The organism is Mycobacterium sp., assembly GCF_019247635.1.
GTDB lineage: Bacteria > Actinomycetota > Actinomycetes > Mycobacteriales > Mycobacteriaceae > Mycobacterium.
In genome coordinates this window covers 1-12,970 of record NZ_JAFBAR010000105.1, presented here as the reverse complement: position 1 = coordinate 12,970, position 12,970 = coordinate 1, and the positions used below count along the sequence as shown (strand labels likewise).

At 68.3% G+C, this 12,970-nt stretch carries 12 protein-coding genes; 6 read left to right on the top strand and 6 right to left on the bottom strand.

Features of this window, described 5'->3' with window-relative positions:
• Nucleotides 1-1,794: a signal peptide peptidase SppA gene (gene sppA / locus JO236_RS17750; protein ID WP_293333272.1), complete on the top strand. Its 1,794-nt coding sequence runs from the start codon at nt 1-3 to the stop codon at nt 1,792-1,794.
• Here sppA and JO236_RS17745 read toward each other — a convergent pair.
• The gene (locus JO236_RS17745; protein WP_293333269.1) at nt 1,791-2,717 is read right to left on the bottom strand and encodes a class I SAM-dependent methyltransferase; all 927 of its coding nucleotides are present in this window, start codon (nt 2,715-2,717) and stop codon (nt 1,791-1,793) included. The two genes, sppA and JO236_RS17745, sit on opposite strands and share 4 nt — an antisense overlap.
• A 12-nt stretch (nt 2,718-2,729) precedes the next feature.
• Entirely contained in the window at nt 2,730-3,689 is a 960-nt protein-coding gene (locus JO236_RS17740; RefSeq protein ID WP_293333266.1) for a class I SAM-dependent methyltransferase, read from the bottom strand.
• 115 nt (nt 3,690-3,804) lie between these two features.
• Between JO236_RS17740 and JO236_RS17735 the strand changes: the two genes are divergently transcribed.
• From JO236_RS17735 to JO236_RS17725, 3 genes are all read left to right on the top strand, one after another.
• Entirely contained in the window at nt 3,805-4,569 is a 765-nt protein-coding gene (locus tag JO236_RS17735; RefSeq protein WP_323802173.1) for an SDR family NAD(P)-dependent oxidoreductase, read from the top strand.
• Entirely contained in the window at nt 4,566-5,798 is a 1,233-nt protein-coding gene (locus JO236_RS17730) for a zinc-dependent alcohol dehydrogenase (RefSeq protein ID WP_293333260.1), read from the top strand. The genes JO236_RS17735 and JO236_RS17730 overlap by 4 nt, the downstream gene beginning before the upstream one ends.
• 206 nt (nt 5,799-6,004) lie before the next feature.
• Nucleotides 6,005-6,880 (top strand): endonuclease domain-containing protein, encoded by an 876-nt coding sequence (locus tag JO236_RS17725; RefSeq protein ID WP_293333257.1) that lies wholly within the window; start codon nt 6,005-6,007, stop codon nt 6,878-6,880.
• Between the two features lie 59 nt (nt 6,881-6,939).
• Here JO236_RS17725 and JO236_RS17720 read toward each other — a convergent pair whose 3' ends face one another.
• The 3 genes from JO236_RS17720 to JO236_RS17710 all read right to left on the bottom strand — a co-directional run bounded on the left by JO236_RS17720 (nt 6,940) and on the right by JO236_RS17710 (nt 9,704).
• Nucleotides 6,940-7,974, bottom strand: a complete 1,035-nt coding sequence (locus JO236_RS17720; RefSeq protein ID WP_293333254.1) for a dihydrodipicolinate reductase — start codon at nt 7,972-7,974, stop codon at nt 6,940-6,942.
• 96 nt (nt 7,975-8,070) lie between these two features.
• The gene (locus tag JO236_RS17715; protein ID WP_293333251.1) at nt 8,071-8,727 is read right to left on the bottom strand and encodes an L-fuculose-phosphate aldolase; all 657 of its coding nucleotides are present in this window, start codon (nt 8,725-8,727) and stop codon (nt 8,071-8,073) included.
• Nucleotides 8,727-9,704 (bottom strand): NAD(P)-dependent oxidoreductase, encoded by a 978-nt coding sequence (locus JO236_RS17710; RefSeq protein WP_293333248.1) that lies wholly within the window; start codon nt 9,702-9,704, stop codon nt 8,727-8,729. Before JO236_RS17710 ends, JO236_RS17715 begins: the two co-directional genes overlap by 1 nt.
• A gap of 21 nt (nt 9,705-9,725) precedes the next feature.
• Between JO236_RS17710 and JO236_RS17705 the strand changes: the two genes are divergently transcribed.
• Both JO236_RS17705 and JO236_RS17700 read left to right on the top strand, forming a co-directional pair.
• Nucleotides 9,726-11,093 (top strand): xylulokinase, encoded by a 1,368-nt coding sequence (locus tag JO236_RS17705; protein WP_416362277.1) that lies wholly within the window; start codon nt 9,726-9,728, stop codon nt 11,091-11,093.
• A 42-nt stretch (nt 11,094-11,135) separates the two neighbouring features.
• The gene (locus tag JO236_RS17700; protein ID WP_293333242.1) at nt 11,136-11,822 is read left to right on the top strand and encodes a GNAT family N-acetyltransferase; all 687 of its coding nucleotides are present in this window, start codon (nt 11,136-11,138) and stop codon (nt 11,820-11,822) included.
• 44 nt (nt 11,823-11,866) lie between these two features.
• On the opposite strand, the gene JO236_RS17695 is transcribed toward JO236_RS17700, so the two are convergent.
• On the bottom strand, nt 11,867-12,820 hold the full coding sequence (locus JO236_RS17695) for a class I SAM-dependent methyltransferase (RefSeq protein WP_293333239.1): 954 nt from the start codon (nt 12,818-12,820) through the stop codon (nt 11,867-11,869).
• Nucleotides 12,821-12,970 lie beyond the last annotated feature (150 nt).

The window sequence follows — 12,970 nt, the reverse complement described above, 5'->3', positions numbered from 1 at the left end:
ATGTTTGCCTTACTGCCCTCGATACCCGGGGTTGACGACGTGCGTGCCCTGGCCGGCCGCCTCGACACGGCCCGGCACCATGGCGTCCCCAACGGCTGCGTGCTCGAACTCAACCTGCGCGCGGTGCCGCCGGAAACGACGGGCTTCGACCCCCTCACGATCGTCACGGGGGGCGGGCGGCAGCTGGCGCTGCGCGACGCAGTCGCCGCGATCCACCGCGCGGCCGAGGACCCGCGTGTCGCCGGGCTGATCGCCCGCGTGCAGCTTGCGGCCTCGCCGATAGGCGCGGTCCAGGAACTGCGCGCGGCGGTCGCGGCATTCACCGCCGTCAAGCCGTCGCTGGCCTGGGCCGAGACCTACCCGGGCACGCTGTCGTATTACCTGGCGTCGGCGTTCGGCGAGATCTGGATGCAGCCCTCGGGCACCGTCGGGCTGATCGGTTTCGCCAGCAATGCGACCTTCCTGCGCGATGCGCTGGACAAGGCGGGGATCGAAGCCGAGTTCGTGGCGCGCGGCGAATACAAGTCGGCGGCAAACCTGTTCACCGAGTACGGCTTCACCGCCGCTCATCGCGAGGCCGTCACCCGCATGCTGGAAAGCGTCCAAGACCAGGTGTGGCAGGCGGTCGCCGAAGCGCGCAACGTCGATGCGGGCGGTCTCGACGCGCTGGCCAACAGGGCTCCGCTGCTGCGCGATGACGCCGTCCAATCCGGGCTGGTCGATCGGATCGGGTTCCGCGACGAGGCCTACGCACGGATAGCGGAACTGGTTGGCGTGGAGGGCATTTCACCCGAAGACAGCGACGACGACGAAGATACTCCGCCGCGGCTCTACCTGACGCGCTACGCCGGGGCCGCACGGTCCAGGCTGGCACCGCCGGTGCCGTCGATTCCCGGTCGCCGGGGCAAGCCGACCATCGCCGTCGTCACCGTCGAAGGCGCGATCGTCAACGGACGCGGCGGACCGCAGTTTCTTCCGGTCGGCGGATCAACCTCCGGCGGCGACACCATCGCGGCGGCGCTGCGCGAGGTGTCCGCCGACGATTCGGTGTCCGCAATCGTGTTGCGGGTGGACAGCCCCGGGGGCTCGGTCACCGCGTCGGAAACCATCTGGCGCGAGGTGCAACGGGTCCGCAAACGCGGCAAGCCGGTGGTCGCCTCGATGGGTGCGGTGGCGGCGTCGGGCGGCTACTACGTCTCGATGGGTGCCGACGCGATCGTCGCCAACCCGGGCACGATCACCGGTTCGATCGGCGTGATCACCGGCAAGCTCGTGGTTCGGGATCTCAAGGACCGGCTGGGGGTGGTGTCGGATACCGTGCGCACCAACGCCAACGCGGACGCGTGGTCGATCGACGAGCCGTTCACGCCGGAACAGCGGGCGCATCAGGAAGCCGAGGCGGACCTGTTCTACACCGACTTTGTCGAACGCGTCGCCGACGGCCGTAACCTGAGCATCGAAGCGGTGGATGTCGTTGCGCGAGGCCGGGTTTGGACGGGAGCCGACGCCTTGGAACGCGGCCTGGTCGACGAGCTCGGCGGTTTGCGGACCGCGGTGCGCCGGGCCAAGGTGTTGGCGGGGCTGGACGAGGACACCGAGGTTCGCCTCGTCAGCTATCCGGGCGGCTCGCTGCTGGATCTGCTGCGCCCGCGGGCTTCGTCGCAACCGGCGGCGGCGTCGCTGCCGGAGGCGGTGGCTGCCCTGCTGGGCCGCTCGGTGGCCGGCGTCATCGGCCAAGTCGAGCAGACGCTGAGCGGTGCCCGCGTGCTGTGGCTCGGGGAGTCGCGCTTCTAACCGATCAGACTGCCCCTGATGAAGATGATCTCGCCCAGCGGATCGTCGTCTTCCGGGGCTGGCACGTCGAGGCCGTTGCGCCGGAACAATTCTGTTCGGGGCACTCCTTCGACCTGCCAGCCCTTGGCGGTCAGGTAGTCCAGAACGTGGTTGCGCTGGCCGGTGTAGACCAACGACGCCATGTCGATGTCCACGCCGTGTTCTCGCAACGGGCCGGTCATCGCGCGGATCCGGTCGGCGTCGAAATCGATGATGCCCGGGACGAATTCGGTGGCGACCGTGCTCCCTTCGACGCTGAGCGCGGTGATGTTGTCGAACAGCCGGTCCTGGGCCTCCGGCGACAAATAGATCAGCAGACCTTCGGCCAGCCACGCCGTCGGCTCATGCGGGTCCAGCCCCGCCGCCCGCAGCGCGGTCGGCCAGTCGGCGCGCAGATCGATCGGCACGGTGCGCCGGGTCGCGGTCGGTGCGGCGCCGATACCGGCCAACGTCGTCGTCTTGAAATCGATCACCTGAGGTTGGTCGATCTCATACAGGGTCGTCCCGGCGGGCCAGGGCAGGCGGTAGGCGCGTGCGTCCAATCCCGCCGCGAGGATCACCACCTGCCTGACCCCGCCGTCGGCGGCTTCGCCGAAGTAATCGTCAAAGTACTTGGTGCGCACGGCCATTCCGTCGATCATTGCCCGCTCTCGCTCAGGCGAGAAGTTCTCGGCCGCCGACGTGTCGAGTTCGCCGTCGATCATCTTGGTAAAGAGGTCCAGCCCCACCGCGCGCACCAGCGGTTCGGCGAAGGGATCGTTGATCAAGCCGCGCGGGTACTTGGTCGCCATCGCCCGTCCGGCCGCGACCATGGTTGCGGTCGCACCCACGCCGGACGCCGGTCCCCAGCTGTCACCGTCGGTGCGTGCGGACTCGATCGTCATCTTTGGTGGCTCCTAGTCCTCGGCAAGCGTGCCGCTGACATAGAACAGGTCAGCCCTGGGCATGTCTTCGTCCTCGATGGGCGGAAGCCCGTTGGCCGCGAACAGGTCTCGCACATTGTTCTTCGTCACCTGCCAGCCGTGACCGGTGAGGTAGGGCGCGGCCTCGTTGCGGTCGCCGAAGTAGACCAGCGAGGTCATGTCGAGATCGAAGCCGTGCTCGCGCCAGCGCTCGGAGATGACGCGCATGCGTTCCCGCATCTTCTCCTCGTGGTCGGGATCGATTCTGCTCACGCTCTCGGTGGCGATGCGGCTGCCCGGCGCGCTGAGCGAGGTGATGGTGTCCAGCAGGCGGTCCTGCGCCTCCGGGGGCAGGTAGCCGAGCAGGCCCTCGGCGGTCCACGCGGTCGGCCGGGTCGGGTCGAATCCCGCCGCGCGCAGCGCGGCGGGCCAGTCCTCGCGCAGGTCGATCGCCACGGTCCGCCGTTCGGCGGTGGGTTGCGCGCCCAGGTCGGCGAGCGTGCGGGATTTGAACTCGATGACCTGCGGCTGGTCGATCTCGTAGACCACGGTGCCCGCGGGCCACGCTAGTCGGTAAGCGCGGGAATCCAGTCCCGACGCCAGGATCACGGCCTGTTCGACGCCCGCCTTGGTCGTCGCTTCGATGAAGAACTCGTCGAAGAACTTGGTGCGGACCGCCATGTTGTCGGCCATCCGGGTCATGGCGCGGATGGCACGATCCGGGTTGTTGATATCGGCCAACTCGGCCGGGTCGAACTCCCCGCTGGCCAGCCGGGTGAGCAGATCTACGCCGACCGCGCGCACCAGCGGCTCGGCGAACGGGTCATTGATCAGCGGGTTTTCGGCGCGGGTCGCGATCGCGCGGGACGCGGCGACCATGGTCGCGGTCAAGCCGACGCTGGATGCCAGGTCCCAGGTGTCGCCCTCGTGCCTGGCCGAGCCGGTCGAAGTCATCTCTAGCCCCCAAAGCAAGATTGCGGAGTTAATGCTTGGCCAACGTAACAAGCTCCGTAGGCAAAAGGTTCCCGCGAGGGCGCGCGAGCGGCAGTCTGGAGCCATGGAGTACGCGGTGGCCGGTAAGCGGGTGCTCGTGACGGGTGCCTCGTCGGGGATCGGGGCCGCACTGTCCAGGCGGTTGGCCGCGCAGGCGGCGGTGGTCGGGCTCATCGCCCGTCGGCGCGACCGGTTGGAAGAGGTGCTGGCCGACTGTCGGCGGACTTCGCCGGGCTCGGCGATGTTGGTCGCCGACCTGGCCGATACCGCGGCGGTCGCGCGGCTGGCCGGGCAGGCCTGGGATGCTCTCGGCGGCGTCGACGTGCTGGTCAACAACGCCGCGATGCCGAAGCGCCGCGTCGTAACGGAACTGGATCCGGGCGAGGTCGAGGACGTCATGCGGGTCAACTTCTTCGCCCCGATGCGGCTGACCCTGGCGCTGTTGCCGCGCATGCTGGAGCGCGGCTCGGGCCTGATCGTCAACGTGTCCAGTGTCGGCGGCCGGCTCGGCATCATCCACGAAAGCGCTTACTGTGCAAGCAAGTTCGCGCTATGTGGGTGGAGCGAGGCAATGGCCGTCGACCTACATGGCACCGGGGTTTCGGTGAAGCTGATCGAGCCGGGTCCGGTCGACACCGAGATCTGGGACCAGCCGGGCAGCGAGGAGCCCCTCTACCAGGGGCCCAAGGTCGCCGCCGACGAGGTGGCCGACGGCATCATCGGCGCGCTGGGCAGCGACCGATTCGAGCACTACCTGCCGGACATGAGACCTGTCGTCGACGCCAAGAACGCCGACCTCGATGCGTTCATCGTCGGTGCGGCCGGAATGGCGCCCCGATGAAGGCGCTGGTTTTCGGCGTCGCACCCGAGCCCTTCGACGTCCCGAGCACCGCGAACCCCTTGGTGCACAACCTGTCCCGGACGCCGACGGCATTGAGGCAGGTGCCTGATCCGCTACTGCCGCACCAGGATTGGGTGATCACCCGGCCCCGGCTGACCGGCATCTGCGGGTCGGATTCCAAGCAGATCCTGATGGACTTCGGCGAACACGACGTCGACAATGCGATGGCCGCCTTCTGCTCGTTCCCCCAAGTCATGGGCCACGAGGTGGTCGCCGACGTGGTGGAGGTCGGGCCGGCCGCCCGCGGCCTGGAGGTGGGCCAGCGCGTCGTGCTCAACCCGTGGCTGTCCTGCGGGCCGCGCGGCATCGAGCCGCCGTGCCCGGCCTGCGCCGGCGGCGACTACAGCCTGTGCTGGAGCTTCACCGACGGCGACATCAAGCCCGGCATCCACACCGGGGTGTCGGCCGACGTGACCGGCGGCTACGCCGAACTGATGCCCGCGCACGACAGCATGCTGTTTCCGGTTCCGGATGCGGTGCCCGACGAGCTCGCGGTGTTCGCAGACCCGTTCTCGGTGTCCCTGCATGCCATCACCCGGCACCCGCCGCCCGCGTCGGGCCGGGCGCTGGTTTACGGTGCCGGATCGCTCGGGTTGTGCGCCGTCGCGATCCTGCGGGCGCTCTACGCGGACGTCGCGGTAGCGGTCGTGGCTCGCTTCGGCGTTCAGGCCGAGCTAGCCCGCCGGTTCGGTGCGGCCAAGGTGCTGGCGCACGAGCCGCGGTTGGCCGTCGTCGAAGAGCTAGTCGCCTGGGGCGGTGGCCGGTTGTATCAGCCGTTGCAGGGCCTGCCGATGGCGCACCCTGGCGCGGTCGACGTCGTCTACGACACCATCGGCAAGCCGGAGACGTTCGAGGTCGGGGTGCGGGTGCTGACCTCGCGCGGCACCCTGGTGAAGGCCGGCGTGCACGCGCCCGGGCGGTGGGAGTGGAGTCCGCTGTACTTCAAGGAGATCAGCTGGGTCGGGTCCAACGCCTTCGGCGTCGAGGAGGTCGACGGTCAACGCAAGCACGCCATCGCCCATTACCTCGACCTGGCCAGCGACGGCCGGATTGACTTGCGACCCATGCTCACTCACACGTTTCGGCTGGACGAGTGGCGCGATGCCTTCCTCGCGATCGCCGATCAGGGCGAGAGTGGCGCTGTGAAGGTGGCCATCGACCAGCGCTAGCCAGCCCCCCCGCCGAGCCCCAGCGCCGGCCCCCCGCCCAGCGCCCCCCGCCGGCCCCAGCGCCTGCCCCCCGCCGAGTGCCCGCCCCCCGCCGGCCCCAGCGCCCGCCCCCCGCCGAGTGTGAATCCCACGACGCGTCATCGGCGTGTCGCGTCGCTGAATTCACAGTCGGCGAGACTGTCGGTGGGTGGTGCCAGCATTCGCCCATGAACGAACACCTTTGGCCCTTCCTGGGCTCAGAAGCGCTGGCAGCGAGGGCCCTTCCTGAGCGGGCGATGCGTGCCAGCTACGAGCCGGTCTACCCGGGCGTTTACGCACCGGGGGGCATCGAGCTGACGGCGAGGCAGCGCGCACATGCGGCATGGCTGTGGTCGCGGCGGCGCGCGGTTGTCGCCGGCAATTCCGCGGCGGCCCTCCTTGGCGCGAAGTGGGTAAGTCCCTCCCTCGACGCCGAGTTGGCGCACGACAATCGACGGCCGCCGTCGGGAATCGTCGTACATACCGACGAATTGGGGCCACACGAGATCCTCGCAATCGACGGGATCGCGGTAACGACCCCAGCTCGCACCGCTTTCGATATCGGCAGACGAACAACCACACGACTGCAGGCGGTTCAGCGGCTCGATGCCCTGACGAACGCGACCGATGTCAAGCTCGCCGATGTCGAGGCGATCATCGCCGACCATCCGGGCGTGCGCGGCCTGCTTCGGCTGCAACGGATCTTGCCGCTTGTCGACGGTGGTGCGGAATCCCCGCAGGAGACGCGAACCCGATTGGTGTTGATCGACGCGGGCCTGCCGAAACCGCAAACCCAGATCGAAGTGTTCGACGAGTACGGCGACTTCGTTGCCCGCGTCGATATGGGTTACGAGGAATTGCGCGTCGGCATCGAGTACGACGGACCGCAACACTGGACGGACCCCGCGCAGCGTGGGCGGGATATCGACCGGCACAACGCATTACTCGTTCTGGGGTGGACGATCATCAGGGTGTGTGCCGAACTCCTGCGATTCCGACAGGGCACGTTCATCGCCCGTGTCCTCGCCGCAATGCAGGCCGCGGGGTGGGTCTCCGGCCGCTGAGTGTGAATCCCACGACGCGTCCACGGCGTGTCGCGTCATGAAATTCACAGTCGGCGTGGCTAACCCACAGCGCCTCGGGATCCGACGACGGGCAGATCAGTCGGGGTGATGACGCCCGGCCCCGCGTCGCAGACAAACGGGATAGCGTTGACCGCGGCGACGGCGGTGCTGTCCATCAACACGGTCATGACGTCCTGCCCCGGTTCGCCGAACCGGATCAGCGCGTCCACCCGCGGTTCGCCGTCGATGGTGATGTTGAAACCTTCCGGGTCGTCCCATTGCGGGTCCAGCGCGTCATCGCTCATCGTCCAGCAGATCGCCAGCTCGATCAGCGGATGTCCGTTGCGGTGACCCCGATAGGACCGGCGCTGGCCCCCGACGGTCCCCGCGGCGAAGTCCGCCCAGCCCAGGCTCAGATCCCGGGTCAGCACCGCGTGCTCGACAAAGGCGTCCGTAGAGTCGAGCTCGACGCTCAGCATTTCGGCAATCATGTCGAGCGTCTCGAAGTAGCCGAGGCCGAAGCGTTGGGTCGCCGGGTCAATCACCGTCACCCGTTCACGCGGCGGCTTGCCGAACCCAAGCACCGTCCACGCATCTCGCACGGGATAGGTTGTGCAGTCCAATGTTTCGACGAGTTTAACGTTGCGCACCTGTCGGCACGCGCCGGTCAAGAAGCCGGCGACGACGTTGATGAAGCCCGGCTCGAACCCGGTTCCCAGGAAGGTCGCCCCGCCCGCTCGGGCGGCCTCGTGCAGCTTCGCGCGCTCGACCGGGTGATGGCTGCCGGTCAGGAAGTCCCCGGTCGTGACGACGTTGATGCCGCTGCGCAGCAACCTGCCCACCAATTCGTAGTCGATGACGCGAGGCATGTAGTTCACGCAGTCCGGTCGAAGATGGATCAGCGCATCGACATCGCCCGTCGCGGCAACTCCGACCGGGTTTCGGCCCGCTAGCACGCCCGCATCGGACCCCACCTTGTCCGAGCCATAGGCGTGCACGCCCACGACGTCGAAGTCGTCGCGGTCGAGCAGAATGCCGAGCGCTCGCCTACCGATGTTGCCGGTGGACCACTGAACTACTTGGTACCGTCGCATACTGCCCTCCTCAAGTAAGGCCGCGAGTGTGAACTACACGACGCTTCCACGGCGTGTTGCGTCGCGTAGTTCACAGTCGGCGCAAGGAGGTCGAGGTCACATCGGATTGGCGCGCAGATAGCTGTAGACACCGGCGAAGTTGCGATTCACTTCTTCGGGAATCGGCACCGGCCCGCCGAGAGCCCTTGCCCCCCAGACAATTTGCGCGGTGCGCTCGACCAGTGCGGTGATATGCAGCACCTTGTCGGGTCGCGGTCCCACCGCCACCAAACCGTGATTGGCGACCAACGCGGCGCCGCGACCTTCCAGGGCCTTGACCGCATTGATGCCGACGTCCGGAGTGCCGGAGGCGGCGTACTCGGCACAGCGCACATCCCCTCCGCAGTAGACGGCGAATTCGTCGATGCACGCCGGAATCGACTGGTGCGCGATGGCGAACATGGTCGCCCACACCGGATGGCTATGGATGACGGCGCCGATGTCGTCGAACGCCTGATAGCACGCGAGGTGCAACTTCATCTCCGTCGACGGCATCCGGCCCTCTTTGGCTTGCAGCACAACACCTTCCGCATCGACAAGCACCAGGTCCTCAAGCACCATGTCGGCGTAATCGACCGATGACGGCGTGATGACGACGTTGCCGTCGGCGCGCCTTGCCGAGATGTTGCCCGCCGTTCCTTCCACCAGGCCGCGGCGCAACATGTCCTTGGCAGCCGCCAGTACCGCGGCCTCCGGTTCGTCAACAAACTTCATTAGCCCAGCACCTCCGGGTTGACGATATTCGCGGGCACCCGGCCGGAGAGCAGCGCCTCGAGATCGTCGGCGACCATCTGCGCCTGCCGGGCTTCGGTGTTCCACGTCGCCCCGCCGATGTGCGGGGTCAGCACGACGTTGGGCATGCGCACCAGCGGGTGATCGACGGGCAGCCATTCGCCGGCGAAGTGGTCCAGACCGGCGGCGGCGACCTTGCCACAGTTCAGCGCGTCGACGAGCGCGTCGGTGTCGTGCAGTTGGGCCCGCGCGGTGTTGAGGAAGACGACGCCGTCGCGCATGGCCGCGAACTGCCGTGTGCCGATCATGCCGACGGTCTCGTCGGTAACCGGCGCATGCACCGAGACGACGTCGGCCTCGGCCAGCAGCTCGTCGAGACTGTGCAGTGCTTCGTCGTGGTACGGATCAAAGGCGATGACCCGCAGGCCCAACCCGGTCAGCCGCCAGCGCAGCGCGCGGCCGACGGCGCCCAGCCCCACCAAGCCAGCGGTCAAGCCCGCCATCTCCCAGCCGCGGAACCGCTGGTAAGGGATGATGCCGTCGCGAAACATGTTGCCGGAACGCACATCCGCGTCGGCGGTCAGCAGGTGGCGGGTGGCCGCGAACAGCAGGGCGACGGCCATCTCGGCGACGGCGTCGGCGTTGCGGGCCGGGGTGTTGAGCACCGGAATGCCGGCTGCGGTGGCACCGTCGATGTCGACGTTGTTGGGATCCCCACGGGTCGAGGCGATCGCACGCAGATCCAGCTGGAAAACGGGGCCCCCGACCGAGTCGGACTCCACCACGACGACGTCGGCGGACTCGGCGGTGATGCGCTCGGCGAGGTGCTCGGCGCTGTAGATCCGCAGCGGGGTCGCATCGATCCAGGGGTCGTACACCACCTCGGCCAGCTGGCGGAGTTTGGCGAACCCCGGACCCCGCAAAGGGGCGGTCACCAGGGCTCGTGGTCGGGACGTCACGATTGCCAATGCTGGCGTACGGTGGCGCCCGTGTCACGCAAAGACGTCCAGGACGTCACTATCGGGATCGATATCGGTAGCACCGCGATCAAAGCGGTCGCCGCCGACGGCGACGGGAACGTGACGGCGCGGGTCCGGATACCGCACCAACTTCGGGTCCCCACTCCCGACCATCTCGAGCACGACGCCGACGAGGTGTGGCGGCGCGCGCCGGCGGCGGCCCTGGACCAACTCGCCGGCACCGACGCCAAGGCGGTCGCGGTTTCGGCGATGGTCCCGTCGATGACCGCCGTCGACGCGACGGGCCGGCCCGTCTCACCCGGGCTGTTGTACGGCGACAGCCGCGGCCAAGTCGCGAACGCCGCGGAGGTGCCGCTGCCCGCGGTGGGTGAGGCCGCCGAGTTCCTGCGCTGGACGGCCGCGCACGCCCCGGACGCGGCGGGTTACTGGCCGGCGCCGGCGGTGGCCAACTACGCGTTGGCTGGTGCGGCGGTGATTGATTCCGCCACCGCGATCACCAGCTTTCCGTTGTTCGACGGGACCGGCTGGAACCCGCAGGCGTGTGCCGATTGTGGCGTGACGGTCGACCAGATGCCTGGGGTGGAGTCGTTCGGAGTGGCGGCCGGACAGGTGGAGCGCACCAGTGCGGTCCTGGCCACCGGCGCCATCGACGCCCTGTGTGAGCAGTTCGTGGCCGGTGCAGACCGGGACGGCGACGTGTTGGTGCTGTGCGGCACCACCCTGATCGTGTGGATCACCATCCCCGAGGTTCGGCAGGTGCCCGGCCTGTGGACCATCCCGCACACCAAGGCGGGCAAGAGCCTGATCGGCGGGGCCAGCAACGCGGGCGGGTTGTTTCTCGGCTGGGTGGATCGACTGCTGGGACCGGGTAGTCCCGCTGGAGATCTCGGGGCGGTCGATCCGGGGCGGGTGCCAGTGTGGTTGCCCTACGTCCGTGGCGAACGCACGCCGTTCCACGACCCCGACCGCCGCGCCGCGCTGGACGGTTTGGACCTCACCCACGACGCCGCTTCGCTGCGGCGCGCCGCCTACGAGTCGTCGGCGTTCGTGGTCCGCCACCTGATCGAGTTGAGTGCCGCGCCGGTAGCCCGCATCGTCGCGGCGGGGGGAGGCACCCGCGACCGCTCCTGGATGCAGGCGATCGCCGACACCACCGACCGGCCGGTCGAGGTCTCCGCGGTGGCCGAGGGCGCCGCGCTGGGAGCCGCGTTCCTGGGGCGCATGGCCGTCGGCCTGGAATCCTCGATCGCCGACGCCGCCCGCTGGGCGTCGACCGAGAAGGTCGTGGAACCCCGGCCCGACTGGGTGCGTCCGACCCTGGACCGCTACCGCCGATTCCTGCATCTGAGTGGGTCGAGGCTGGCCTGACCGAGTGTCGCCGAGCGACGGTGTGCGTTCTACGCTTAGCCAATGGCTGACCACGACCAGACCGCCGCCCGCCGTGAGATCGCGGATGCGTTGTACAAGGCGCTCGAACGCCGGCACGAGGTGGCTGACGTCGTGGTGGAGTCCGAGAACAAGGCGGCCGCGGTCGAGGCGATTGGCAAGCTGCTCGACACGTCGCAGCTGGCGGCCGAAGCGGTGATGGGCATGTCGTTCGACCGGCTCACCATCGATTCGCGGAGGAAGATCCTCGCCGAACTGGAGGACCTGAACAAGCAGCTGACCTTCACATTGCAGGATCGCCCGGCGAGCTCGGGAGAGAGCCTGGTGCTACGGGCCTTCGTCGCAGACGAGGATCGTGACATCTTCGCCACCCGAACCCAGGAAATGGGTGCCGCGGGCGACGGATCCGGCCGGCCGTCCGGGGACCTCGACGACGAGATCAGCGCGGCGCTCAAACGCCTCGACGACGAAGAGGCGGCCTGGTTTGTCGCCGTCGATTCGGGCGAAAAGGTCGGCATGGTGTTCGGTGAGTTGGTGAACGGCGAGGTCGACGTGCGGATCTGGATACACCCCGAACACCGCAGGAAGGGTTACGGCACTGCCGCGCTGCGCAAGTCGCGCTCGGAGATGGCCTACAGCTTTCCGGCCGTGCCGATGGTCGTGCGGACCCCGGCCGCCGACCCGCCTAGGCGCCCTCAAACGTCCTGGTAAACGCCTATCTCTGTGCCCGGCGACTCACCGCCCACAGAGTGCGCTTAAGCGCGTACCGCGGAAACGTATCTGATGTCGCCGAAGGCAGCCATCGACGACTCCTCGGGAAACTCGAAACCGTTGTGGGCGTACAGCTCTCGTGTGCTGCGCACGCGCGTTTGCCAACCCTGGGCCGCAAGGTACTCCACCACGTCGTTGCGTTGATCGGCGTAGATCAACTCGGCCCAATTGAGGTTGAGGCCGAGGCGGCGCCACCGCTCGCTGATTTCGCGACCGCGGTTGGCGACGCGCTCGCGGATGTCGGCGATATAGCCGGTGGCGAACCGGCTGTCGCGGGCGGACAGCGCGGTGATGTGGTCGAATAACCGGTCCTGGGCTTCGGGCGGGAGATAGCCCAGCAGCCCCTCAGCGATCCAGGCCGTCGGCTGGCTTGAGTCAAATCCGTTGTCGCGCAACGCCGCCGGCCAGTCGTCACGAAGGTCGATGGCCACCGGCCGCCGGTCCGCGGTGGGGGTTGCGCCAAGGCCGGCCATCGTCGTGGTCTTGAACTCGATCACCCGTGGCTGGTCGATCTCGTAGACCACGGCGCCGGCGGGCCATTGCAGCCGATACGCGCGCGTGTCCAGCCCGGAGGCCAGGATGACGGCCTGGCGCACGCCGGCGTCGGCGGCCCCGATGAAGAAGGAGTCGAAGAACCGGGTGCGCACCGCCATCCCTTCGCTGAGCCGTTGCGGCGTGAACGCGGGATCGTCGTCGTCGAGTTCGATTTCGCCGTTCATCATCCGGATGAAGGCGTCGACGCCGACGGCATTCACCAGCGGCTCGGCGAACGGGTCGTCGATCAGGGGGTTCGGTCCCTTGGATGCCAGGGCACGCCGCGCGGCCACCGCGGTGGCGGTGGCTCCCACGCTGGAGGCAAGGTCCCAACTGTCGCCGTCATGCCGGGAGGTGTCGGGCGTGCCGGATGTCTCGGATGTCTCGGATGTCTCGGATGTCATGGGTTGGTCTCCTATGCCAGTACTGCGCTGACGGTGACGATGTTGCGCAGCGGGGTTGCCGGGTCGTCGTCGGGGAAGGCGCGCCCATAGTCGGCGAAGTAGTCCCGGCGGGGTCGGCTGGACACCCGCCAGCCCCGGTTGGTGAGGTAG

Bases quoted from the DNA above. Each gene is read 5' to 3' on its own strand.
- sppA (WP_293333272.1), top strand. From the start codon at position 1: ATGTTTGCCTTACTGCCCTCGATACCCGGGGTTGACGACGTGCGTGCC.
- JO236_RS17745 (WP_293333269.1), bottom strand. From the start codon at position 2,717: ATGACGATCGAGTCCGCACGCACCGACGGTGACAGCTGGGGACCGGCG.
- JO236_RS17740 (WP_293333266.1), bottom strand. From the start codon at position 3,689: ATGACTTCGACCGGCTCGGCCAGGCACGAGGGCGACACCTGGGACCTG.
- JO236_RS17730 (WP_293333260.1), top strand. From the start codon at position 4,566: ATGAAGGCGCTGGTTTTCGGCGTCGCACCCGAGCCCTTCGACGTCCCG.
- JO236_RS17725 (WP_293333257.1), top strand. From the start codon at position 6,005: ATGAACGAACACCTTTGGCCCTTCCTGGGCTCAGAAGCGCTGGCAGCG.
- JO236_RS17720 (WP_293333254.1), bottom strand. From the start codon at position 7,974: ATGCGACGGTACCAAGTAGTTCAGTGGTCCACCGGCAACATCGGTAGG.
- JO236_RS17715 (WP_293333251.1), bottom strand. From the start codon at position 8,727: ATGAAGTTTGTTGACGAACCGGAGGCCGCGGTACTGGCGGCTGCCAAG.
- JO236_RS17700 (WP_293333242.1), top strand. From the start codon at position 11,136: ATGGCTGACCACGACCAGACCGCCGCCCGCCGTGAGATCGCGGATGCG.
- JO236_RS17695 (WP_293333239.1), bottom strand. From the start codon at position 12,820: ATGACATCCGAGACATCCGAGACATCCGAGACATCCGGCACGCCCGAC.